We start from the raw sequence: 23692 nt of genomic DNA on the forward strand, positions 1-23692 counted from the left end.
CGTGCGGGGCGGGACGCGTCAGTCGTGGCCCGCGAGCGTCGCGAGCGCCTTCGTCCACAGCGCGTGGGCGCGCTCGGCGCGCTCGGCCGTCTCGATGTTGCGCTCGACGACGCGCACGAGCGTCCCCGAGTCGTCGGGCTCGAGCGTGATCGCGATGTCGTGGTAGCTCTCCGGCACGTCGGGCAGGCCCATGGTGGGCGAGAAGTGCGTGAAGTGCAGCAGGCGCGGGCGCTCGACGGCCACGACGGTGCCCCAGTCGGCGAACTCGCGGCCCATGTAGTGGCCCTCGAACGTCACGGGGCTCCCGGGCCGGAAGTCGGTCTCGATGTTCATACCGAGCATCCAGCGGGCGCTCGGGTGCATGAGCTCGGCCCAGACGACCTGCGGGGGGCGGGCCACGTGGGTCTCGACGGTCGTGCTGTGCTCGGTCAGGGTGTGGTCGTTCACGAGGGTCTCCGGGGGCTGGGGGCTGGCTCCTGGGCCCGACGGTAGACCCTCCGGGGGGCACCGGCAGCCGGTAGGTTCGGCGCGTGACCCGACTCGTGCTCGTCCACGGCCGCGACAACCAGGGGCTCGACGCCGAGCAGCTCGACCGCACGTGGACCGAGGTCCTGGACGCGGGTCTCGCGGCGGCGGGCTCGGGCGTCGTCGTGCGCGACGCGGACACGGCGTTCGTCTACTACGGCGACACGCTCGCCGCGCTCGTCGGCGGCGCTGCGGCGCCGCCGCCGGTCACCGTGCACGCGGTCGGCGCGCCGCGCGACGGGGACGCCCTTCTGTCCGCGGCCGAGGCCGCGGACGAGGCCGCGTTCGTGGCGGCCGTCGCCGAGGAGGTGCTGCGCGCCGCGGGCGCGACGGTGCCGGCGCGCCCGGAGGGCGCCGGGCCGGGCGCCGTCGGGGGAGACGTCTGCGCGTGGCTGAACCTGCTGCTGTCCGCGCTCGACCGGTCCGTGCCGGGCCTGAGCGGCGCCGTCGTCGCGCTGCTCGCGCGCGACGTCTGGGCGTACCTGCACGACGACACCGTCCGCACGACGATCGACGACGCCCTCGCCGCAGCGATCCCCACGGACGGGCCCGCCGTCGTCGTCGCGCACTCGCTCGGGTCGGTCCTCGCCTACGCCGTGCTGCGCGAGCACCCCGACGCCGCGCGCTGGGACGTGCCGCTCCTGCTCACGCTCGGGTCCCCGCTCGCCGTCCGCGCGATCCGGGACGTCCTCGCCGCGCGCGCCCCGCTGCGCGTGTCGGCCCCGGTGCGGCGGTGGGTCGCGGCGCGCGACCCCCGGGACGCGCTCGCGCTGCACGGCCTCGGGCCCGCGGCGTTCCCGCTCGACCCGCCGTCGCCGGGGATCGAGGAGCTCGTCGTCGCGAACGCCGCGCCGGGTCACCACGCGGCGGCCGTCCTGCTCGACGGCGGCCGGCCCGCCGGGTACCTGGCCGTCCCGGAGGTCGCGCGCACCGTCGCGGACGCGCTCGACGCCTGAGGGCGGCGCTCCGGCTGAAGCGCGGGCGGTGGCGGCCCGGGTGCCCGACGCCGGGTCGGGTCTCGTCAGGCGACGCCGGTCAGGAGACGCCGTGCAGGCGCGCGTGCAGCGCGCGGACCTCCACCTCGAGCTCGTACGCGGGACCGCGCACGGCGATCCCCGGCGCGACGTCGCCGATCGCGAGCGGGCGCACCGGACCCGGCGCGACGCCCCACTCCTCCAGCCACCCCACGAGCTGCGTCGTGCTCGCGGCGTAGACGACCGGGCCGAGACCGACCCACGCGTGCGCCGCGCTGCACATCGCGCAGTGCTCGCCGGACGTGTAGACGACCGCGTCGCGCCGCTCCTCGGGGGTGAGGTGCGCGGCGGCCCAGCGGGCGATCTCGAGCTCGGGGTGCCGGGTCGCGTCGCCGTCCTTGACGCGGTTGCGGTCCTCGAACCGCACGACCCCGTCCCGGTCGACGAGGAGCGAGCCGAACGGCTCGTCGCCGTCGTCGAGCGCCTCGCGGGCCAGCTCGACGCAGCGGCGCAGGTGCACGAGGTCGTCGGCGGTCGGCTGGGGCAGGCTCTGGTCGCTCATGGCGTCATCCTCGCCCGGTCACGACGCGACCGCGAGGGCGGCCCGCACGTCCGCGACGAACCCGTCCACGTCGCCCGGGGTCGTGTCCCACGCGCACATCCACCGCACCTCGACACGGTCGGGCGTCTCGCCCGGCCCCCAGTCGTAGAACCGGTGCCGCTCGCGCAGGCGCGCGACCGCCGTGCGCGGGAGCGTCGCGAAGACCGCGTTGACGAGCGTGGGCTGGGTGAAGGCGAGGCCCGACGCCGGGCCCGGGGCGGCGCCGTCGGGCCCGACGGCGGCCGGCACGACGGCGTCCGCGAGCCCCGCGCGCAGCCGCGCGGCCATCGCGTTCGCGTGCCGGGCGTTGCGGAGCCAGAGCTCGTCGGCGTCGGCGACCTCGTCGACCTCGGCCACGACGTCGCCGACGGGCTCGAAGAGCGCGAGGAGCTGCGCGGAGACGTAGCGCATCTTCGACGCGAGCTGCATCGTCGACTTGCGCACGAACTCGACGCCGTCGACCGCGGACGGGTCGAGCACGACGACCGCCTCGCCGAGCGCGAGCCCGTTCTTGGTGCCGCCGAACGACAGCACGTCCACGCCCGCGTCGGTCGTCAGGGCGCGGAGCGGGACGCCGAGCGCCGCGGCGGCGTTCGCGAGGCGCGACCCGTCGAGGTGCACCCGCATGCCGCGCGCGTGCGCGGCGTCGGCCACGGCGCGGATCTCGTCCGCCGTGTAGAGCGTGCCGAGCTCGGTGGACTGCGTGAGCGACACGACGAGCGGCTGCGCGCGGTGCGGGTCGCCGAGGTCGCCCGCGAACCGCTCGACGGCCGCGGGCGTGAGCTTCCCGTCGGGCGCCGGCACCGTGAGCACCTTGACCCCGCCCACCCGCTCGGGAGCGCCGTTCTCGTCCGTGTTGAGGTGCGCGTGCTCCGACGCCACGACGGCGCCCCAGCGGGGGAGCGTCGCCATGAGCGCGACGACGTTCGCGCCCGTCCCCGTGAGCACGGGGTACGCGGTGGCGTCGGGCCCGAACCGCGCGCGCACCGCATCCTGGAGGCGCGCGGTCCACGGGTCCTCGCCGTACGAGATCTCGTGCCCGGCGCTCGCGGCGGCGAGCGCGGCGAGGACGTCGGGGTGGGCGGGGGAGTAGTTGTCCGAGGCGAACGAGGTCACGTGCCCAGCGTAGGTCGGCGGGGCGGCCCGGCCGCGCGCGAGCGGGCCGGGGCGCGCCTAGCGTCGAGCAGGGACGCGGTGCGCGTCCTCAGGACCGCGCGCAGCGCGCGAAGCACGGAGGTGCAGCGATGACCACGAACCCCGACCAGCCCGGCACGGGTCCGGGCTCCCCGGTGGAGCCGACGGTGGAGCCGCCCAAGTCGCCCGGGCCGCCCCCGGACCCCTCGGAGCCGCCGCACGACCCGAGCCACGCCGACCCGGTCCCCGGCGGGCCGGCCGACCCGTCGCCCGACGTCCCCGACCGGCCGTCGTCCCCGGGTCGGCCCGTCGGTCCCGACGAGCCGACCCACGGCTGACGCTCCGGGGCCAGGCCCGGCCGGCACCCGGCCCCCGGCGCACGCCCCGGCCGCGCCGGCTCAGAGGAGCCGGCGCGACCCGGGCGGCGTGACGCGCAGCCAGCGGAACCCGTAGCCGTCGAGGCGCACCTCGGCGCTGCCGTCGGGCGCGGGCTCGACGTCGTCCGCGTCGAGGACGTCGACGAGCCGCGCCTCGTCGGGAAGGCCCCCCAGCGGCACCCGCACGACGACCGGGTCCGGCGACAGGTTGTGCAGCGTCACCATGGAGGCGTCCTGCCAGGTGGTGCGCAGCGCCAGCACGGACGGCTCGGGCGAGTCGAGCACCTCCGTGTCGCCCCAGCCCAGCTCGGGGCACTCGCGGTAGCGGTGCGCGAGCATCCGCACGAACGTGAGCAGCGACTCCGGGTCGCGGCGCTGGTCGGCGACGTTGACGTGCTCGGGCGCGTAGCCGTCGCCCGGCAGCGGTGCCGCGAGCCGGCGCGCGGGGGCACGGGAGAACCCGCCGTTCGGCCCGGACGTCCACTGCATGGGCGTCCGCACGGCGAGGCGCCCCGGCACGTCCAGGTTCTCGCCCATGCCGATCTCCTCGCCGTAGAACAGCACGGGCGTGCCCGGCAGCGAGAAGAGCAGCGAGTACACCATCCGCAGGCGGCGCGGGTCGCCGCCCAGCATCGGGGGCAGCCGCCGTCGCAGCCCGCGCCCGTAGAGCTGCATGTCCTCCTCGGGCCCGAACGCCGCGAACACCTCCGCGCGCTCGTCGTCCGTGAGCTTGTCGAGCGTGAGCTCGTCGTGGTTGCGCACGAACGTCGCCCACTGGGTGTCGCGCGGGATGGGCGGGCGCGCGGCGAGCGACCCGGCGAGCGGGGTCGCGTCGTGCCGGGCGAGCGACAGGTACAGCGCCTGCATCGCGTTGAAGTCGAACTGGAGCGTGAGCTCGTTGCTCGTCACCCCGCCGGGGTCGCCGTCGGTCGGGTCGCCGTCCCCGAAGTACCGCGCCTGCTCCTCGTACGGCAGGTTGACCTCGCCCATGAGGATCGCGTCGCCCGACCGCCGCCCGACGAACGCGCGCAGCACGCGCAGCAGGTCGTGGGGGTCGTCGATCTCGTCGCCCGGGGTCGCGGCCGCGTCGGTCAGCGCGTACGGGACGGCGTCGACGCGGAAGCCCGAGATGCCGAGCTCCAGCCAGAACCCGATCGTCTTGGCGATCGCGTCCCGCACGTGCGGGTTCGCGGTGTTGAGGTCGGGCTGGTGCCGGTAGAACCGGTGCCGGTACCACTCGCCCGAGGCATCGTCGAGCGTCCAGATGCCCTCCTCCTGGTCGGGGAACACGACCTGGTCCTTGGTCGACGGCGGCTCGTCGGACCGCCACACGTAGTAGTCCCGGAACGGGGACGACGTCGACCGCCGCGCCGAGCGGAACCACGGGTGGCGGTCGGACGTGTGGTTGACGACGAGGTCGACGATCACGCGGATGCCCCGGTCGCGCGCGGTCCGCACGAGCTCGACGACGTCGCCCAGGTCGCCCAGGCGCGGGTCGACGCCGAGGAAGTCGGTGATGTCGTAGCCGTCGTCGCGGTCGGCCGTCGGGTAGAACGGCATGAGCCACAGGCACGTCACCCCGAGGTCGGCGAGGTGGTCGATCCGCTGGACCAGACCGGGGAAGTCGCCGATCCCGTCGTCGTCCCAGTCCATGAACGTCTCGACGTCGAGGCAGTAGACGACCGCGTTCTTCCACCACAGGTCGCCGGTGTCGCGGATCCTCACGCCGCACCCCCGTCCGTCGTGGCGGCGGCGCACGCCTCGCGCAGTCGGGGCAGGAGGGTCTCGCCGGCCGCGTCGAGGAACGCGTCCTGCTGCTGCCCCACGTGGTGCAGGTACACCTCGTCGAACCCGCACGCGACCATCTCGGCGACGCGGTCCGCGAGCCGCTGGGGGTCGTGCTCGACGAGCACCGTGCCGCGCACCTCCTCCGGGCGCACGAGCTCCGCCACCGCGTCGTACTGCTCGGGGGTCTCGAGGTGCCAGTTCACGCTCGGCGGCAGGAGGTTCGAGCGCCACTGGTCGTGCGCGACGGCGAAGGCCGCCTCGTCGTCGGTGCCCCACGCGACGTGCACCTGCAGAGCGAGCGGCCCGCGGCCTCCCGCGTCGCGGTACTCGCCGACGACCTGCCGCAGCGACTCGACGGGCTGGTTCACGGTGGCGAGGCCGTCGGCCCAGTCGGCGTGACGACGCGCCGTGGCGGGCGTGACGGCCGGCCCCACGAGCCGCGGCGCGACGTCGGGCAGGGACCACACGCGCGCCCGGTCCACCGTGACGTGCCCGTGGTGCGTCACCTCCTCGCCCGCGAGGAGCGCGCGGATGACGTCGACGCACTCGCGCAGCCGGGCGTCGCGCTCGGCCTTCGTCGGCCAGCGGTCGCCCGTGACGTGCTCGTTCATCGCCTCGCCCGAGCCGAGCGCGGCCCAGAACCGGCCCGGGAACATCGCGCCGAGCGTCGCGATCGCCTGCGCGACGATCGCCGGGTGGTAGCGCTGGCCGGGGGCGGTGACGACGCCGAACGGCAGGGAGGTCGTCGCGAGCGCGGCGCCGAGCCACGACCACGCGAACCCGGACTCGCCCTGGCGCACGCTCCAGGGGGCCAGGTGGTCGGAGCACATGGCGGCGTCGAAGCCGACCTGCTCGGCGCGGCGGGCCGCGGCGAGGAGGGGGCCGGGCGGGATCTGCTCGTGGGAGGCGTGGAAGCCGACGGTGACCATGGCGCCCAGTGAACCGACCCTCGCCGTCCCACGCTCGGCGAGGAGGGGGAACGGTGGAGGCTCCGTGGCCGCGCCGCGGGGCCCGGCGCGTCCGGGACCCGCGCCCGTACGCTGACGGGATGCGCCTGCTGACCTGGACGTTCGCCGCCTATCTCGCCGCCGTCCTGGTCGTGACGCTCTGGCCGTCGCCGCAGTCGACCGACGCGCCCGGCTGGGCGACGTCCACCCTCGGCTTCCTCCAGGGGCTCGGGATCCCCATCACGCTGCCGGTGCTCGAGGCGCTCGCCAACGTCGTGATGTTCGGGCCGTTCGGCGTGCTCGGCGTGCCCCTCCTGCGGGGCGCGGCAGCCCGCCGGGGCGGTGCGGTCCCCGGCGTGTGGCGCGCCGTCGGGCTCGTGACGCTCGCGGGCTGCGCCCTCTCGGTCGCGATCGAGCTCACCCAGAACCTCCTGCCCGGCCGCGTCCCGACGGTCCAGGACGTCGTCCTCAACACAGCCGGCGCGCTGCTGGGCGCCGTGCTCGTGGCCGCGGTGCTCGCGGTCGGGGCGGCGCGCCGCCCGGCCGCGCCCCGCCGCTGAGCGCTCCCGAGCACTCCTGATCGCCGCGGCGGCGTCGTCAGGCGACCGCGCCGTCGAGGTAGGACCAGCGGTCGCCCTCCCGGACGAACCGGCTCACCTCGTGGAGCCGGCCGCGGTCGGCCGGGTCGGTGCGCGAGCGGTGGTGCGCGACGAACTCCACGACCCCGGTCGTCTCGAACGGGCCGCCCGCCTCCGTCCGCACGACGTCGAGGCGGCGCCACTCGACGTCGTCGTCGAGGTCGAGGTCGGCGGGCCGGGTGGAGGTGTGCCACGTCGCGAGCAGGTAGTCGGCGTCGCCGACGGCGAACGCGCTGTAGCGCGAGCGCATGAGCGCCTCGGCGGTCGGTGCGTGCGGGCCCGGGGCGGCGCCGTCCGGGCCGGGGCGCAGCCCGGCGTGGTACCGGCCGCAGCACGACCCGTAGGTGTCGCCGGAGAGGCACAGGCAGCGTGCGTCGTCGTCGAGGGGGTTCCCGGTCATGCGGCCGCATCCTACGGGCGGGACGTGCGGAGGCGGGCCGCGCACGACGGCGCCCGCCCACCGACCGGTGAGCGGGCGCCGTCGTGCGCGTCAGTCCTGCGGGTCCCAGGGGCCCCAGCGGTCGCCGGGCGCCTGGTTCCGGGTCCACCACTTCGCGGTGTACGTCGTGCCCTCGTACGTCACGCTGTCGCCCTTGACGTAGACGCGGCTCGGCTTCCACGCGCCGACCCCGGCGGAGTCGACCCCCGCGATCTCCTCCCACGGGCCCCACGCGTCGGCACCGGGCGTCTGGCCCTTCGTCCACCACTGCGCGCGCCACACGGCGCCGCCGTAGGTGACCGTGGTGCCGCCCGCGTACGCGGTGCCCTTCGACCAGGCCGGCGGCTCGGTGTACGTCGGCTGGGCCTGCGGGTTGAACTCGTCCGTCACGACCGACTTCGCGGCGTTCGTCACCGGGTCGTCGAGCAGCAGGACGTCGAGGCCCTGCTGGATGTCGTTCGAGATGATCGCGCCGTTGTACCAGTACGCCGACCACGAGCCGCCGAGGATCAGCCGCTCCGCGGACAGCGGGCCGCGGTCGAACCACGCGATCTCGACGGGGTTCGCCGAGTCCGTGAAGTCCCACACCGAGATGCCGCCCTGGTACCAGGCCTGGACCATGATGTCGCGGCCCGGGACGGGGATCAGCGAGCCGTTGTGCGCGACGCAGTTCTCCGTCGCGGCCTGCTCGCGCTCGATCTTGTAGTAGCTCTTGAACACGAGCTCGCCGCCCACGATGTCGTAGATGGCGTCCGCGCCCTTCTCGGGCCCGACGGTCGGGTTGCACGTCGGCGCCCCGCCCCCGCCGAGCTCGTCGGTGAAGACGACCTTGGTGCCGGCGTTGTTGAACGTCGCCGAGTGCCAGAACGCGAAGTTCGTCGTGTCCCGGACGACCTCGGTCACCACCGGGTGCGCGCGGTCGGAGATGTCGAGCAGGATGCCGTCGCCCATGCACGCGCCCGCCGCGAGGTCCTTCGACGGGTAGGTCGTGATGTCGTGGCAGCCCGACGTCGTGCTCGAGCCGTTCCCGCCCGGGTTGCCGCCGTCCGGGAAGAGGACGGGCGTCGAGACGAGCTCCGCCGCGGCGGGGTCGTCGAGCGGGATCTGCACGACGGAGATGAGGTCGTGCGGCGGCTGGCAGTCGGGGAACGCCGCGTTCGGGCTGTACGACGAGACGTAGACGAACAGCTCCTCGCCGTCCTGCGACGGCGCGAGGGAGTGCGTGTGGGAGCCGCACTGCGTCTCGACCGACGCCACGTACTGCGGCGAGGTCGGCTCGGAGATGTCGAAGACCTTGATGCCCTCCCACGAGTCCTTGACCGTGGCGCTCTGGGCGACGTTCTCGCACGAGTCGTTGCTGCGCGAGGAGTCGGTGCTGAGGACGAGCAGGTCGCCGTAGACCGAGATGTCGTTCTGGGACCCGGGGCAGACGACCTGCGCGACCTGCTGCGGGGCGGTCGGGTTCGCGACGTCGTACACGGTGAAGCCGCCGTAGTTCCCGGCGAACGCGTACCGGCCCTGGAACGCGAGGTCGGTGCTGTACTGCCCCTCGGGCGTGAAGTCGCCGTTCTTCGGGATGTTGGCGACGTGCGTGAGGTTGGGGCTGCCGGCCGTCTCCCCGGGCGCCAGGACGTCGGTGGCCTGGGCGAGGGGGGCGAGGCGCTGTGCGGGGAGGTCTGCGAGCGAGGCGGCGGCCTGGTCGGTGAGTGCCGCCACCGCCTCGGGGGAGCCGTCGGACGGCTCCGCGGCGGCTGTCGTGGCGACCGCGAGGGTGGAGACGGCGAGGGTCGCCGCCAGGGACGAGGCGAGCAGGACCCGGCTCCGGTGCCGGTGCGTCTGCCGGTGCGTTCTTCGATGCACGAGGGAAACACCTCCTTGGTAGGGTGCTGCAAATTCTGGCGGGCGAATGTGATCTGGACCACTCAAACCGGGCAGTTCGCGGCGACCTTTTACACGGAGGGAACAGGGCAGGTGCAGATTTTTCCCAGCCGTAACACAGAGCCCCGCACCGTCACGCGTGCCCTGACCTGCGGCGTCGCCGCGACCGGCCTCGCGCTCGGGTCCGCGCTCGGGCTGGCGGCGTGCACGCCCGACCCGCAGCCGACCTCGACGCCGTCGAGCGTCGTCGTGCAGCCCGGGCGGCCGGGCGAGGACGCCACGACCGTCGCCCCCGACGACTACGCGGGGGCGCCCGACGAGGGCTCGTGGAACCAGGCGGACGCCGCGTTCGTCACCGGCATGATCGAGCACCACCTCCAGGCGCTCGAGATCGCCGCGCTCGCACCCGACCGCGCCGGGTCCGACGCCGTGCGGTCGTTCGCGGAGCGCGTCACCGCCGCGCAGGGCCCCGAGGTGCACGCGCTCGCGTCGTGGTTGCAGGCCCGCGACCTCGCCGTGCCCGAGGGCGCGCAGGACGCGGGCGGGACCGGCCCGCGCGCGCCCGACGGCGCGGGGCACGACCACGGCGACGGCACCGCCGGGATGCTCTCGGACGAGCAGCTCGCGGCGCTCGAGGCCGCGAGCGGGCCGGAGTTCGACCGCCTGTTCCTCGAGGGGATGATCCAGCACCACGAGGGCGCGCTCGCGATGGTCGACGTCGTGCTCGTCGAGGGGGAGGACCTCTTCGCGAACGAGATGGCGGCCGAGACGGCGGCCGGCCAGGGCGGCGAGATCGACCGCATGCGGGACCTCCTCGCGCAGCTCTGACCCGTCCGGCCGGGCACGGGGCACCACGCACGACGGCGGCCCGCCCCGTGGGTGGGACGGGCCGCCGTCGGGCGTGCGGGACGGGTCAGCAGGAGAGGTTGTTGCCCGTCGTCGTGCCGAGGATCTGGGCGAACCGCTGGAACGCGGCGATGCGCGACTGCACCTGCGCCGGGTTCCCGCCGTTGCACTCCATCGTGCCGTTGATCGAGCGGATGGACTCGCCGAAGCCGGCGCCCGACACGATCGCCTGGTGCCCGGACATCGAGCCCGCGCCCGACTGCGTGTTCCAGAACCACAGGCCGGTCTTCCACGCGACGGCGGAGTTCTGCTCGACGAGGTACGGGTTGTTGAGCAGGTCGATGCCGAGCGCGTCGCCCGCGGCCTTGTAGTTGTAGTTCCAGCTCAGCTGGATCGGGCCCTTGCCGTAGTAGGCGGACTGGCCCGCGGGGCAGCCGTACGGCTTCGAGGTGTCGCAGTAGTGCGGGTAGTTCGCGGTGTTGATCTCCTTGACGTACACGAGGCCGCCGGTCTCGTGGTTGACGTTGGCGAGGAACGCCGCAGCCTCGCGCTTGGCGACCTCGGTGCCGCCCGTCGTCGCGAAGCCCGGGTAGGCGGACAGCGCGTCGACGAGGCCCTGGTACGTGTAGAACGGGTTCCGGTTGGGGAACATCTGGTTGAACTGCGCCTCGGAGACGACGAACCCGGTCGGGTTGCCCGGGTTCCCGGGGTTGCCGGGGTTCGTGCCGCCGCCGCAGGCGCCCTGGCTGCGCCAGACGCCCCACTCGCCGGTGGTACCGGGCGTGTCGCCCTGGGTCCACCAGCCGGCCTTCCAGTTCTGGCCGCCGTGAGAGACGACGGCGCCGCCCGTGTAGACGGCGCTCGCGCTCCAGGGGGCGGCGCACGTCGCGGCGTGCGCCTGCTGCGCCGGGCCCGCGACGGACCACGAGAGCGCTCCCGCGAGCGCGAGGACGAGGCTGAGGAGCAGGGCGAGAGGGCGGGAGATCGGCCGGGCGGCGGCCGTCGTGGGCGCCGCGGGGGAGGACGACGCCGGGGCTCGCGTGTGCATCGGTGCACCTTTCGTCGGTGGTCGGGTCGGTTCGAGCCTGACCGGGGCCCCGCGTCGTGGACAACCCCCCTACGCGGAACCCCGTACCCGTGGGAGCCCGGGGTAGAGCCGGGGCTCCACCCCGGGGAACCTGAGCTCTACCTCGGCACGGGGTGTGCACGGGGGTTGACGTCCGGGCCGGGCGGGTGCAAGAGTGTCCGCCAACCCGGAAACGTTTCCAGGGCTGTCGAGGTCGTCAGCCTGGAAACGTTTCCAGTACGACGGTCCTTCGACGACGAGGTGGACGACAGTGACGTCATCACGCGCCACGCTGATCCAGGTGGCACAGCGGGCCGGGGTCTCCCTGGCCTCGACCTCCCGTGCGCTGCACGGGACGGGCGCGAGCCCTGCGATGGTCGAGCGCGTGCGCGCCGCGGCCACCGAGCTGGGGTACAGCCCGGACGCCATCGGGCGCTCGCTGCGCCTCAAGAAGACGTTCCAGGTGGCGTTCGCCGTCGCGGACATCGGCAACCCCGTCTACGTCGAGATGATGACGGCGATCCACGAGGTCCTCGCCCCGCACGGCTACCGCGTCGTCGTCATGACGACGGGGGACACCACGCGGTCCACCGTCGAGCTCGTGCGCAGCCTGTCGAGCGGCTTCGTCGACGCCATGATCCTCAGCCCGCTGCGCACCGACGACGAGCTCGTCGAGGAGATCCGCGAGGCGCCCGTGCCCGTCGTCGTCATCGGCCGCACCCTGGCCGACCGCGGCATCGACTCCGTGTCCACGGACTCCGCCGGCGGGATCGGCGAGGCGGTGCGGCACCTGCTCGGGCTCGGCCGCCGCCGGATCGCGTTCCTCAACGGGCCCCTCGACACGACCCCCGGTGAGGCGCGCCAGCGTGGCTTCGACGCCGCGACGCGTGCCGCCGACTTCGACGCCGAGCGGGTCGAGGTCGCACCCGCACTGGACTTCACCGTCGCTGCGGGCCTCGCGACGACGCGCGCGCTGCTCGACGCCACGGACGGCGACGCCCGCCCGGACGCGATCGTCGCGGCCAACGACCTCCTCGCCATCGGCGCCATCCGGGCCGTGCGCGAGCGGGGCCTCTCGGTCCCCGAGGACGTCGCGGTGACCGGCATGGACGACACGGAGATCGGCCGCGTGTTCCAGCCGAGCCTGACGAGCGTCTCGCTCGGCTCGACGGAGCGTGGGCGCGTCGCCGCGCAGCTCGTCGTGGACCTCGTCGACGGCGACGCCGAGCCGGGCCGGCACACCGCCGTCGGGCCGCGGCTCGTCGTGCGCGAGTCGACCGCACCCGGGGGTGGTTCCCGGTGAGCGCACCGACCCTCGCGGGCGACCCCCGTCGCGCGGCCCTGCGGCCCGACCGTGGCCCGGTGCGCCGGACCGGCGGCATGGCCCGCGCCAAGCGGCGCGAGGCGATCGCGCTCGTCATGCCGTCGCTCCTGCCGATCCTCGTGCTCAGCGTCGCGCCGCTCGTCATGGGCGTCGCGCTCGCGTTCACCGACGCGCGGCTCGTGCGCCAGCCGGACTACCAGTTCGTCGGCGTCGACAACTTCGTGCGCCTCGCGGACAACTCGTTCTTCTGGGACTCGTTCCGGATCGGCATGATCTGGGCCGTCTCGGTGACGCTGCTCCAGCTCGTCGCGGCGATGGGCCTCGCGCTCCTGCTCAACTCGGGGCTCCGGCTCCAGGGGCTGACTCGCGTCCTCGCGCTCATCCCGTGGGCCATGCCGCCGGTCGTCGTGGCGATCATGTGGCAGATGATCTACTCGCCCAACGCGGGGCCGCTCAACGCGTTCCTCGGCGCGCTGGGCCTGCCGGACGACATCAACTGGCTCGCGGACTTCTCGACCGCGCTGCCCGCGGTGATCGTCGTCGGGGTGTGGGTCGGCATGCCGCAGACCACCGTGACGCTGCTCGCCGGGCTCCAGCAGATCCCGGACGAGCTGCACGAGGCCGCGGCCATGGACGGCGCGGGCGCGTGGCGCCGCTTCACCGCGGTGACGCTCCCGAGCCTGCGCCCGATCATCACCTCGATCACGTCGCTGAACTTCATCTGGAACTTCAACTCGTTCTCGCTGGTCTACGTGCTCACCGAGGGCGGTCCGGGCGGCCGGACCATGCTCCCGATGCTCTTCACGTACCTCGAGGCGTTCAAGAACCGGAACATCGGCTACGCCGCCGCGATGGGCGTCGTGCTCGTCGTCGTGGTCGTCCTCCTGCTCGCGATCTACCTGCGGTCGCAGTTCCGCTCCGAGAAGGAGAGCTGACCCGTGCGCGCACTCGTCCGCCCCGCCCAGTACGCGGCCCTGGGCTTCTACATCCTGTTCCTCGGCTTCCCGCTGCTCTGGCTGATCTCGGCCTCGCTCAAGTCCTCGGGCGAGCTCAACTCGCTCACCGTGAGCCTGATCCCGCAGGACTGGCACTGGGAGAACTACTCCCAGGCGCTGGCCCGCCAGGGCCTCGTCCGCTCGGCCTGGAACAGCGCGATCGTCGCGGTCGTCTCGACGATGCTCGTCATCGTCATCGCGCTGCCGGCGTCGTACGTGCTCGCCCGGCTGCGGGGCAAGATCCGCGCGGCGGGCGTCGGCTGGATCCTCGTGAGCCAGGTGTTCCCGGTGATCCTCATCATCCTGCCGCTGTTCCTCATCCTGCGGACCGTCGGCCTCACGGACTCGCTCGTCGGCCTGACGCTCGTCCACACCACGTACACGCTGCCGTTCGCGCTGTGGATGATGCAGGGCTACGTCAGCGCCATCCCGGTGGACCTCGAGGAGGCGGGCTCCATGGACGGCGCGAGCCGGCTCACGGTCCTGCGCACCATCGTCTTCCCGCTGCTCATGCCCGGGATCGTCGCGACCGCGATGTTCAGCTTCGTGTCCTCGTGGAACGAGTTCTTCTTCGCGCTCGTGCTGCTCCAGTCGCCCGAGAACTACACGCTGCCCATCACGCTCAAGATGTTCATCGGCGGCGAGGGCAAGGTGGCGCTCGGCCCCCTCGCCGCGGGCTCCGTGCTCGCGGCCATCCCCAGCATCGTCTTCTTCTCCATCATGCAGAAGAAGCTCACCGGCGGCCTGCTCTCCGGCGCGGTGAAGGGCTGACCATGACCCCCTCGACCGGTCCCGCCCCCAGGCTCTCTCGACCCCACCCCCACCCGAAAGGTAGAACCATGAAGACTCGTGGTGCGTCCATCGCCGCATGCCTCACGATCACGACCCTGCTCGTCGCGTCCTGCTCCAGCGGGGGCGGCAGCGGGGACGACGGCACCGACGGCGGCACGGTGACGCTGAAGTTCCAGTCGCTGTCCGACCAGCCCGCCGCGATCGAGGCGACCGAGAAGATCGTCGCCGACTGGAACGAGGCGAACCCCGACGTCCAGGTCGAGATCGTGCCCGCCGGCTGGGACGGCATCTACGACAAGCTCATCACCCAGTTCAACGGCGGCGCCGCGCCGGACATCATCCACTACGAGGCCGCGAGCATCGTGCCGTTCGCGGTCGACGGGTACCTCGCGGACCTCTCGGAGTACATGTCCGACGAGCGCCGGGACGACATCCCCGAGGGCATCCTCGACGCGGTGACGGTCGACGACCAGGTCATCGCGTACCCGACCGAGCTGCAGTCGTACATGGTCTTCGCCAACAAGACGATGCTCGACGCGGCCGACGTCGAGATCCCCACGGGCGAGACGATGACGTGGGACGAGCTGCGCCAGATCGCACAGGCCACGACGAAGGACGGCGCGTACGGGCTCGGGTGGGGGCTCGCGAGCCCGACGGCCGCGTTCATGGCGATGGCCCCCGGCTTCGGCGGCGAGTACTTCGAGGGCACGGGCTCGGACGCGAGCATCACCATCGGCGAGGGCGAGATGGCCCTGCCGGAGCTCGTCGACACGATGGCGCACACCGACAACACGGTGCTGCCGGTGACCCTCACGCAGTCCGGCTCGGAGACGCTCGCGTCGTTCTACGCGGGGCAGGTCGCGATGACGATCCAGGGCTCGTTCCAGGCCGCGAACATCGCGAACGACGCGCCCGAGGGCTTCGACTGGGTCGTGCTGCCCCCGCTCGAGGGCCCCGACGGCGCCGAGCAGGCCGCGAACCCGCAGACGCTCTCGGTCAACATCGACTCCGAGCACGTCGAGGAGTCCGCGGAGTTCATCGAGTTCTTCACGCAGACGGAGAACCTCGCCGCGCTCAACGAGGCGGACGCGCTCATCCCCGCGACGACGTCGGCCCAGGAGGCCATGGCGGAGTCGCTCGGCGACGAGAACGGCTGGTCGACGATCCTCTCCTCCGGCCAGTACCTCACCTCGGCGCCCTACCTGTTCGTCGACGCGTACGCGCAGTGGAAGGACACCGTCGCGACGCCCGCGTACCAGAAGTTCCTCGCCCAGGAGATCGACGCCGACCAGCTCGCGACCGAGCTTGAGTCGGGCTGGGCCGAGATCACCAAGTAGCACTCTCGGTCGCTCGCCGCGGCTCCGCGACACCGGGTCGCGGCGAGCACCGAGCAGCAGCGGCCGGGCGGCCGCGCACGCGACCGCCCGGCCGGGAACCGCGACCCGCACGGGTCGCACCGGCGCGACGCGCCGAGACGGATCGACAGGGAGTGGATCGTGACCTGGCTGGACGACCGAGCGGTGGCAGTGATCACCGGAGCGGCGGTGGGGGACGCGCTGGGAGGCGCCACGGAGGGCTGGACGCCCGAGCAGATCGAGGAGCGCCACGGCGGCCGCGTGACGGGGATCGTGGAGCCCTGGTACCCGAACTGGCAGGACGCGCGTCCGATCGCGCCCTACCACAAGGGCGACGGGCACATCACCGACGACACCCTCATGACGCGCGCGCTCGTGGAGGTGTACGCGAAGCGCCGCGAGCACCTCGACGCGTACGCGATGGCCGAGGACCTCGTGCCCCTCATGATCGGCGAGCCGCGCTGGATCCCCGAGCTCGAGTCCACGGCCCTGCTGCTCCAGCGCGTGTTCCTCGCGGAGAAGTGGATCGTCGCGCGCCTGCACTACGGGCACGTCGACCCGCGCGAGGCCGGCGTCGGGAACGTCGTCAACTGCGGTGCCGCGATGTACGTCGCGCCCGTCGGCCTCGCGAACGCGGGCGACCCGCGCGGCGCGTACGCCGAGGCGATCGACCTCACCGGGGCGCACCAGTCGAGCTACGGCCGCGAGGCCGCGGGCGTGTTCGCGGCCATGGTCGCCGCGTCCGTCGCGCCGGGGGCCACGGTCGACGACGTCGTGCACGCCGCGCTCGACGTCGCGCACGACGGCACGGCCGCCGCGCTCCAGGCCGTCGTCGAGGCTTTCGACGGCTGGACGACGGCGCCCACCACGGACGAGGAGGAGCGCGCCCTCGCGCGGCTGATCCGCGACACGGTCGCGCCGTTCGACTCCGTCGGGCCCGCGTACCGGCAGATGTCGATGGACGCGCGACGCCCGTCGCGCACCAAGTCCATCGAGGAGCTGCCCGCGGCGCTCGGCTTCGTGCTCGGGCACCGCGGCGACTTCCGCGGCGCGGTCCTCGGCGCCGTGAACTACGGGCGCGACGCCGACTCGATCGCCGTGATGGCCGGCGCGGTGTGCGCGGGCCTCGGCGGGACGGCCGTCGTGCCCGACGAGTGGCTCGACGCGATCGAGGAGGCGAGCCGCATGGACGTCCGGGAGACCGGGCGGCTCATGGCGTCCGCCGCGCAGGACATCCTGCGGGCCGACCGCGAGCGCGCGACCGCCCGCCTGCGCGCGCTCGCCGAGCTCGGCAGCGCGCCCGTCGACGGCGCGGCCCTCGCCGCGCGGGCGGGTGAGCGGGCGTGAGGCTGACCTGGGCCCAGCCCGAGGACCTGCTCGCGCACGAGCTCGTCCAGGCCGCCGCGGAGGGCAAGGACCCGGCGGCGCTCGCGGACGTGCGCGAGCGCTGGACCGCGGCGGGCGGCGACCCCGTCCCCGCGGTGAGCGGGGCCGGCCCCGTCCCCGCGACCCCGGAGCTGCGCGCGCTCGCGCGCGACCTGCTCGTGGAGCTCGACGCGCTGCCCGCGGCGCCCGCGCCGCACGAGCCCGACGACTGGGACGCGATCCTCGCCACGCTCCCGGCGGCGCCCGGCCTGCCCACCCGCCCGGGCGCCGTCGGGTCCTCCGGCGGCATCGCGGCCGGTGCGCCACGCGGGACCGCCGCCACCGACGCCGCGTACGCGGACCGCGTGCTCGGCGCGTGGACCGGGCGCGCCGCGGGCTGCCTGCTCGGCAAGCCCGTGGAGAAGATCCCGCGCGCCGGGATCGAGGAGATCCTGCGCGCGACGGGCCGGTGGCCCCTCGACCGCTGGTTCACCGCCGTCGGGCTGCCCGACGACGTCGCCGCGCGCTGGCCGTGGAACCGGCGCAGCGCCCCGACGTCGCTCGAGGAGAACATCGACGGGATGCCCGAGGACGACGACCTCAACTACCCGATCCTCGCGCTCGCCCTGCTGGAGCGGCACGGGCGCGGCTTCACGACGGACGACGTCGCGCAGCTCTGGCTCGACGCGCTGCCCGCGGGCCGGGTGTTCACGGCCGAGCGCGCCGCGTACCGCAACATCCTCGACGCGCGGCCGGTGCCGGAGACGGCGACGCACCACAACCCGTTCCGGGAGTGGATCGGCGCGCTCATCCGCACGGACGTGCTCGGCTGGGTCTCGCCCGGCGACGTGCGCGAGGCCGCGCGCCTCGCGTGGACGGACGCGCGCCTGAGCCACACGCGCAACGGCGTGTACGGGGCGATGTGGGCGGCCGCGCTCGCGTCGGCGGCGATGGTCTGCGAGACGGTGGACGAGGTGCTCGACGCGGCGGACGCCGTCGTGCCTCCGGGCAGCCGCCTGGCCGCCGCGATCCGGCTCGGCCGGGACGCGGGCCGTGACGGCGACGCGTCCGAGGCGGGCGTGCGCGCCGGGCTCGACACGATCCACGCCGCGTACGGCGACCTGCACTGGGTGCACGTGCTCGACAACGCCGCGGTGATCGCCTACGCGCTCACCGCGGGGCGCGGCGCGGACGGCCGCGGCGACTTCGGCGCGAGCGTCGCGATCGCCGTCACCGCGGGCTGGGACACCGACTCCGCGGGGGCGACCGTCGGCGGCGTGGTGGGTGCGCTGCAGGGCGTCGAGGGCATCGGCCAGCGGTGGACGCGCCCGCTCGACGGCCACATCGCGACCTCGCTGCCCGGCGGCGAGCAGAGGATCGTGGACCTCGCGGCGCGGACGGTCGCGCTCGCGACGGTCCCGGTCGTGGTGGCCGGGGGAGCCGTGCAGGGTCCCACGGAGGAGGCACAGGCATGAGCACGACGGCGGACCGGGAGCAGGGCGCCACGGTCCCGGGCGGGTCGGGACGGGTCGTGGTGGTCGGGTCGGCGAACGTCGACCTCGTCGTCGACGTGCCGCGCCACCCCGGCGGCGGCGAGACCATCCTCGGCGGCGAGCTGCGGCGCAACCCCGGCGGCAAGGGAGCGAACCAGGCGGTCGGCGCGGCGCGCGCGGGCGGTGCCGACACGACGTTCGTCGGCGCGCTCGGGCACGACGACGCGGCCGACCTGCTGCTCGCGTCGCTCGACCGCGGCGGCGTGCGGACCGACCTCGTCGAGCGCGTGGACGCCGCGACGGGCACCGCGCTCATCACCGTCTCGCCCGACGGCGAGAACGCGATCGTCGTCGCGCCCGGCGCGAACTCGCACGTGACGGTCGGCGCGGCGCAGGCGGAGCGGATCGCCGCGGCGGACGTCGTCCTTACGCAGCTCGAGATCCCGCTCGACGTCGTGCGCGCCGCCGCCGCGGCGCGCCGCCCGGGCGCGCTGCTGGTCCTCAACGCGGCGCCGTCGCGCGACCTGCCCGACGACGTCTGGGCCGCGCTCGACGTGCTCGTCGTCAACGAGCACGAGGCGGCGGACCTGGCGGGCGGCACCGGGGACGCCGACCCGAGCGCGCTCGCCGGGCTGCTGCTGGAGCGCGTGCCGGCCGTCGTCGTGACGCTCGGCGGAGAGGGCAGCCTCGTCGCGGAGCGCCGCCCGGCCGGGCCCCTGCTCACGACCGTCCCCGCGATCGCCGTCGAGGCGGTCGACACGACCGGCGCGGGCGACACGTTCTGCGGCGTCCTCGCCGCGGCGCTCGCGCGCGGCGCGGACCTGCCCGACGCCGCGCGGCTGGCCGCCGCCGCGGGTGCGCTCGCGGTGACCCGCCCCGGGGCGCAGGACGCCGTGCCCGCCGCGGCGGACGTCGTCGCGCTCGCCGAGCGTGCCGAGAACCCCGCCCGACCGACCTGAGCCACTCCGCAGCACGTCCGAGCGCGGGCCCGGCCCGCCGAGGGAAAGGCACCATGACCTACACGTTCGACCCGCTCGTCCCGCGCCTGATCGACCTGCCGACCGAGGTCGTGCTCGACGGGCCGCTCACGCCCGAGCAGTCCCTCGCGCTCGACGAGGCGAAGATCTTCGTCGGCCCGGCCGACCCCGCCGACCGCCCGGCCTGGCGCGAGCGTCTCGCCGCGTGGCGCGACGACGCGCGCCGCCGCCACGGGTACACGGGCGCCGCGTACGACCGCCCGGATGCCGCGTGGGCCGCGGGGTGCTCGACGGTCGCACAGGTCTGGCTGTGGGACGAGCTGCTGTACTCGTTCGAGGAGCACCGGTTCACGCCCGAGCGGTTCCTTGCCGACGCGCGCGAGCGGTTCGGCGGCCTCGACGCCGTCGTCCTGTGGCACGCGTACCCCGTCATCGGGATCGACGACCGCAACCAGTGGGACTTCTACCGCGACGTCCCGGGGATCGTCGACCTCGTGCGGACGTTCCACGACGCGGGCCTGCACGTGTTCGTCGACTACAACCCGTGGGACGTCGGGACGCGTCGCGGCGGCGACGACCTCACCGAGCTCGCGGCGGTCGTGCGCGACCTCGGCGCCGACGGCGTCTTCCTCGACACGCTGAAGAAGGCCGAGCCGGAGCTCGTGGCGCGGCTCGAGGCCGCGCGCCCGGGGATCGTCCTGGAGGGCGAGTCCAAGCTCCCGGTCGAGCGCATCGAGGACCACTCGTCGTCGTGGGCGCAGTTCTTCGCCGACTCGCCCGTGCCCGGCGTGCTGCGCGCGCACTGGTACGAGCGGCGGCACATGCAGCACCACGTGCGCCGCTGGCACCGCGACCACTCGGAGGAGCTCCAGTCCGCATGGCTCAACGGCGTGGGCGTCATGGTGTGGGAGGTCGTGTTCGGCGTGTGGGTCGGCTGGTCGGCGCGCGACGCCGCGACGGTGACGCGCCTGGTCACGGTCCAGCGCGCCGCGCGGCCGCTGCTGCTGGACGGCGAGTGGACGCCGCTGGCCGAGCTCGCCCCCGAGGCGGAGGAGGCCGGTGTCTACGCGTCGCGCTGGGAGCTCGACGGCGTGACCCTGTGGACGCTGGTCCACCGCGGCGAGACGGACCACGACGGCCCGCTGCTCCCGGACGGCACGCCCGGGCGCGTGCCCGGCCGCGGCATCGCCGCGGTGCTGCACGTGGCCGACGGCGCCCCCGAGCCCGCGTGGCTGCCGCACCTGCGCGACGTCGTCGCCACGCTCGACGAGACCGCGCCGCACGACCCCGACGCGCGGTTCCCGCACCGGCTCGCGCGGCGTCTCGCACCCGCTGCCGAGACCGTCGCGGCACCCGAGACCGTCGCGGCACCCGGGGCGGGCGTGGCGCCCGGGGCGGGCGCCGTCGTCGTCCCCGCGGGGCCGTACGTGCTGACCGTCCGGTACCGCGCGCGCGAGACCGGGATGTACCAGGGCGCGCCATACGTGGACGAGTGGAAGCCGCTCCCGCCGCGCCTGCACGACGCGCGGACCCTCCAGCGCGACGGCGAGCTCGTTGCCCCGGTGGCGGTGGGCCGCGACGTGACGAACGCGGAGTTCGCGGAGTTCCTCGCGGCCACGGGGTACGTGCCCGCCGTCGCGCACCGCTTCCTCGCGCACTGGGTCGACGGGCGTCCCGCGCCCGGCACGGAGGCCGAGCCCGTGACCTTCGTCGACCTCGACGACGCGCGCGCGTACTGCGCGTGGCGCGGCGGACGCCTGCCGACCGAGGACGAGTGGCAGCTCGCGGCCGAGCAGCCCGGCTGGACGCGCGGCGAGCCCGCCGTGTGGAGCTGGACGTGCTCCGAGCACTCCGACGGCCGGACCCGGTTCGTCATGCTCAAGGGCGGCAGCGACCACCGCGCCGAGGGCTCCGACTGGTACGTCGAGGGCGGGCGCCACGCCCCCGACTACGCGGTCAAGCTCCTCGTCCCCGGCCTGGGGCTCGCGCGCGGCGCGACCGTCGGGTTCCGCTGTGCGTGGGACCTCGCCGACGACGCGACGGAGGTGACGGCATGACGGACGCACCGCGCGTCTCGCGCGACCCCGCCGCCGGCGCGCTCGCGGGCCTGCGCGTCGTCGACGCGTCGACGCTGTTCGCCGGGCCCATGGCGGCGATGCACCTCGGCGACCTGGGCGCCGACGTCGTCAAGGTCGAGCACCCCACGAAGCCCGACCCGTCGCGGACGCACGGCGCCGCGAAGGACGGCGTGAACCTGTGGTGGAAGACGCTCGGGCGCAACAAGCGCACCGTCACCGCGAACCTCGGGAGCGTCGGCGGCCGTGAGGTGTTCCTCGCGCTCGTCGCCGACGCGGACGTCGTCGTCGAGAACTTCCGGCCCGGCACGCTCGAGCGCTGGGGCCTCGGCTACGACGAGCTGTCCGCGCGCAACCCGCGGCTCGTGCTCGCGCGCGTGAGCGGGTTCGGGCAGGTCGGCCCGTACCGCACCCGCCCCGGGTTCGGCACGCTCGCCGAGGCGATGAGCGGGTTCGCCGCGATGACCGGCGAGCCCGACGGCCCGCCGACCCTCCCGCCGTTCGGGCTCGCCGACGGCGTCGCGTCGCTCGCGACCGCGTTCGCCGTCATGGTCGCGCTGTCGACGCGGGAGCGCACCGGGCACGGGCAGGTCGTCGACACGGCGATCATCGAGCCCATCCTCGCGATGCTCGGGCCGCAGATCACGCGCTGGGACCAGCTCCGCACCGTGCAGCCGCGCACCGGCAACCGGTCCGCGAACAACGCGCCGCGGAACACCTACCGCACGCGCGACGGGCAGTGGGTCGCCGTGTCGACGTCGGCGCAGTCCATCGCCGAGCGCGTCATGCGCCTCGTCGGGCGCCCCGAGATCGTCGACGAGCCGTGGTTCGCGAGCGGCGTCGAGCGCGCGCAGCACGCCGACCTGCTCGACGAGGCCGTCGGCGGCTGGATCGCGCAGCGCACGCGCGACGAGGTCGTCGCCGCGTTCGAGGAGGCGCAGGCCGCCGTCGCGCCGATCTACGACGCTCAGGACATCGTCGACGACCCGCAGTTCCGCGCGCTCGGCACGATCCACGAGATCGAGGACCCCGAGCTCGGGCCGATGCTCATGCAGGGACCGCTGTTCCGGATGTCCGAGAACGACGGCGTCATCCGCTTCACCGGCCGCGCGCACGGCGCCGACACCGATGCCGTGCTGCGCGAGCTCGGGTTCGCGCCGGAGCGCGTCGCGGAGCTCCGGGCCGAGGGGGCGGTGTGACGGGGCGGGGCGACCGGCCGAGCGCCGCGCCGCCGCTGACGCTGCTGTACGTCCCCGCGGACCGGCCCGACCGGGTCGCGAAGGCGCTCGGGTCCGCGGCCGACGTCGTGCTCGTGGACCTCGAGGACGCCGTCGCCCCGGCGCGCAAGGACGAGGCGCGGGCGCACGCCGTCGCGCTGCTCGACGACGCGGCGGCCGCGCGCGGGGTCCAGGTGCGGATCAACCACCCCGCGACGCCGTGGCACGCCGACGACGTCGCAGCCCTCGCCGGGCTGCCGCTCGCCGTCGGGGCGCGCGCGCCGAAGGTCGAGTCGGCGGACGAGGTGCGCGCGCTCGCCGCGGCGCTGCCCGGGCGCGCGCTGCACCTGCTGGTCGAGTCGGCGCTCGGCGTCGAGCTCGCGTTCGAGCTCGCGACGGCGTCGCCGCAGGTCGCGTCCCTCGGGCTCGGCGAGGCCGACCTGCGCTCCGACCTGCGGGTCGACGACGAGGCCGGGCTCGCGTGGGCGCGCAGCCGGGTCGTCGTCGCGGCCCGGGCGGCGGGGCTGCCGTCGCCCGCGATGTCCGCGTTCACGCACGTGCGCGACCTCGAGGGACTCGCGGCGTCGTGCCGCGCCGGGCGGGCGCTCGGGTTCTGCGGCCGCACCGCGATCCACCCCGCGCAGCTCGACACCATCCGCGACGCGTTCCTCCCGACCTCGGGGGAGGTGGACCGCGCGCGGGAGGTCGTCGAGCGCGTTGGTGACGCGGCGGCGTCGGGCACGGGCGTCGTGGCGCTCGCGGACGGCACGTTCCTCGACGTCGCGATGGTCGAGCGCGCGCGCACCGTCCTGGCGCTGGCGTCCCGCCGCCGCCACTGACGCCGCCGAGCACGGGATCTGCGACCGGATTCCCCCGAGAACGGTCG

General features: G+C 74.7%; 22 protein-coding genes. 14 read left to right on the forward strand and 8 right to left on the reverse strand.

Annotated features, from left to right (window positions below):
* Positions 1–18: 18 nt before the first annotated feature.
* Entirely contained in the window at positions 19–447 is a 429-nt protein-coding gene (locus tag AC3WT4_RS00985; RefSeq protein WP_255437345.1) for an SRPBCC family protein, read from the reverse strand.
* An 83-nt stretch (positions 448–530) separates the two neighbouring features.
* Here AC3WT4_RS00985 and AC3WT4_RS00990 point away from each other — a divergent pair, with 83 nt between their 5' ends.
* Positions 531–1481, forward strand: a complete 951-nt coding sequence (locus tag AC3WT4_RS00990) for a hypothetical protein (RefSeq protein WP_492314451.1) — start codon at positions 531–533, stop codon at positions 1479–1481.
* A gap of 79 nt (positions 1482–1560) precedes the next feature.
* Here AC3WT4_RS00990 and AC3WT4_RS00995 read toward each other — a convergent pair whose 3' ends face one another.
* Both AC3WT4_RS00995 and AC3WT4_RS01000 read right to left on the reverse strand, forming a co-directional pair.
* Entirely contained in the window at positions 1561–2061 is a 501-nt protein-coding gene (locus AC3WT4_RS00995) for a nucleoside deaminase (protein ID WP_108047213.1), read from the reverse strand.
* An 18-nt stretch (positions 2062–2079) separates the two neighbouring features.
* Positions 2080–3216, reverse strand: coding sequence for a threonine aldolase family protein (locus AC3WT4_RS01000; protein WP_492314452.1), 1137 nt, complete (start codon positions 3214–3216; stop codon positions 2080–2082).
* 128 nt (positions 3217–3344) lie between these two features.
* Here AC3WT4_RS01000 and AC3WT4_RS01005 point away from each other — a divergent pair, with 128 nt between their 5' ends.
* On the forward strand, positions 3345–3572 hold the full coding sequence (locus AC3WT4_RS01005) for a hypothetical protein (RefSeq protein ID WP_108047210.1): 228 nt from the start codon (positions 3345–3347) through the stop codon (positions 3570–3572).
* A gap of 60 nt (positions 3573–3632) precedes the next feature.
* On the opposite strand, the gene AC3WT4_RS01010 is transcribed toward AC3WT4_RS01005, so the two are convergent.
* Both AC3WT4_RS01010 and AC3WT4_RS01015 read right to left on the reverse strand, forming a co-directional pair.
* Positions 3633–5336 (reverse strand): alpha-amylase family protein, encoded by a 1704-nt coding sequence (locus AC3WT4_RS01010; RefSeq protein ID WP_492314453.1) that lies wholly within the window; start codon positions 5334–5336, stop codon positions 3633–3635.
* Positions 5333–6328 carry a TIGR03885 family FMN-dependent LLM class oxidoreductase gene (locus AC3WT4_RS01015; RefSeq protein WP_108047208.1) on the reverse strand — a complete coding sequence of 332 codons (996 nt, stop codon included), beginning with the start codon at positions 6326–6328 and terminating at the stop codon, positions 5333–5335. Before AC3WT4_RS01015 ends, AC3WT4_RS01010 begins: the two co-directional genes overlap by 4 nt.
* Before the next feature lie 119 nt (positions 6329–6447).
* Here AC3WT4_RS01015 and AC3WT4_RS01020 point away from each other — a divergent pair, with 119 nt between their 5' ends.
* A complete protein-coding gene (locus AC3WT4_RS01020; RefSeq protein ID WP_492314454.1) occupies positions 6448–6906 on the forward strand; it encodes a VanZ family protein in 459 nt (152 codons plus the stop codon).
* Between the two features lie 37 nt (positions 6907–6943).
* On the opposite strand, the gene AC3WT4_RS01025 is transcribed toward AC3WT4_RS01020, so the two are convergent.
* Complete coding sequence (locus AC3WT4_RS01025) at positions 6944–7384, reverse strand: YchJ family protein (RefSeq protein WP_492314455.1); 441 nt, start codon at positions 7382–7384, stop codon at positions 6944–6946.
* 90 nt (positions 7385–7474) lie between these two features.
* Positions 7475–9283 carry a carbohydrate-binding protein gene (locus tag AC3WT4_RS01030; RefSeq protein WP_074803585.1) on the reverse strand — a complete coding sequence of 603 codons (1809 nt, stop codon included), beginning with the start codon at positions 9281–9283 and terminating at the stop codon, positions 7475–7477.
* Positions 9284–9394: 111 nt separating this feature from the next.
* On the opposite strand from AC3WT4_RS01030, the gene AC3WT4_RS01035 reads away from it, so the two are divergent.
* Complete coding sequence (locus AC3WT4_RS01035) at positions 9395–10129, forward strand: DUF305 domain-containing protein (RefSeq protein ID WP_492314456.1); 735 nt, start codon at positions 9395–9397, stop codon at positions 10127–10129.
* An 85-nt stretch (positions 10130–10214) separates the two neighbouring features.
* On the opposite strand, the gene AC3WT4_RS01040 is transcribed toward AC3WT4_RS01035, so the two are convergent.
* Positions 10215–11195, reverse strand: coding sequence for a glycoside hydrolase family 19 protein (locus AC3WT4_RS01040; protein ID WP_083384651.1), 981 nt, complete (start codon positions 11193–11195; stop codon positions 10215–10217).
* Positions 11196–11484: 289 nt separating this feature from the next.
* On the opposite strand from AC3WT4_RS01040, the gene AC3WT4_RS01045 reads away from it, so the two are divergent.
* The 10 genes from AC3WT4_RS01045 (at position 11485) to AC3WT4_RS01090 (ending at position 23645) form a co-directional block, all read left to right on the forward strand.
* Entirely contained in the window at positions 11485–12516 is a 1032-nt protein-coding gene (locus AC3WT4_RS01045; protein WP_167405665.1) for a LacI family DNA-binding transcriptional regulator, read from the forward strand.
* On the forward strand, positions 12513–13472 hold the full coding sequence (locus AC3WT4_RS01050) for a carbohydrate ABC transporter permease (RefSeq protein WP_206158315.1): 960 nt from the start codon (positions 12513–12515) through the stop codon (positions 13470–13472). Before AC3WT4_RS01045 ends, AC3WT4_RS01050 begins: the two co-directional genes overlap by 4 nt.
* Before the next feature lie 3 nt (positions 13473–13475).
* Positions 13476–14303: a carbohydrate ABC transporter permease gene (locus AC3WT4_RS01055; protein ID WP_074803579.1), complete on the forward strand. Its 828-nt coding sequence runs from the start codon at positions 13476–13478 to the stop codon at positions 14301–14303.
* Positions 14304–14371: 68 nt separating this feature from the next.
* Positions 14372–15661: an ABC transporter substrate-binding protein gene (locus AC3WT4_RS01060; RefSeq protein ID WP_108047176.1), complete on the forward strand. Its 1290-nt coding sequence runs from the start codon at positions 14372–14374 to the stop codon at positions 15659–15661.
* A gap of 159 nt (positions 15662–15820) precedes the next feature.
* Positions 15821–17026, forward strand: a complete 1206-nt coding sequence (locus AC3WT4_RS01065; RefSeq protein WP_074803577.1) for an ADP-ribosylglycohydrolase family protein — start codon at positions 15821–15823, stop codon at positions 17024–17026.
* Entirely contained in the window at positions 17023–18519 is a 1497-nt protein-coding gene (locus AC3WT4_RS01070) for an ADP-ribosylglycohydrolase family protein (RefSeq protein WP_108047174.1), read from the forward strand. The genes AC3WT4_RS01065 and AC3WT4_RS01070 overlap by 4 nt, the downstream gene beginning before the upstream one ends.
* Complete coding sequence (locus AC3WT4_RS01075; RefSeq protein ID WP_492314457.1) at positions 18516–19496, forward strand: ribokinase; 981 nt, start codon at positions 18516–18518, stop codon at positions 19494–19496. Before AC3WT4_RS01070 ends, AC3WT4_RS01075 begins: the two co-directional genes overlap by 4 nt.
* Before the next feature lie 53 nt (positions 19497–19549).
* Positions 19550–21571 carry an SUMF1/EgtB/PvdO family nonheme iron enzyme gene (locus AC3WT4_RS01080; RefSeq protein ID WP_492314458.1) on the forward strand — a complete coding sequence of 674 codons (2022 nt, stop codon included), beginning with the start codon at positions 19550–19552 and terminating at the stop codon, positions 21569–21571.
* Positions 21568–22788, forward strand: a complete 1221-nt coding sequence (locus tag AC3WT4_RS01085; RefSeq protein WP_492314459.1) for a CaiB/BaiF CoA transferase family protein — start codon at positions 21568–21570, stop codon at positions 22786–22788. The genes AC3WT4_RS01080 and AC3WT4_RS01085 overlap by 4 nt, the downstream gene beginning before the upstream one ends.
* Positions 22785–23645: an HpcH/HpaI aldolase/citrate lyase family protein gene (locus AC3WT4_RS01090; RefSeq protein WP_492314460.1), complete on the forward strand. Its 861-nt coding sequence runs from the start codon at positions 22785–22787 to the stop codon at positions 23643–23645. The genes AC3WT4_RS01085 and AC3WT4_RS01090 overlap by 4 nt, the downstream gene beginning before the upstream one ends.
* Positions 23646–23692 lie beyond the last annotated feature (47 nt).

The organism is Cellulosimicrobium sp. EB106-03-01-XG111, assembly GCF_058792115.1.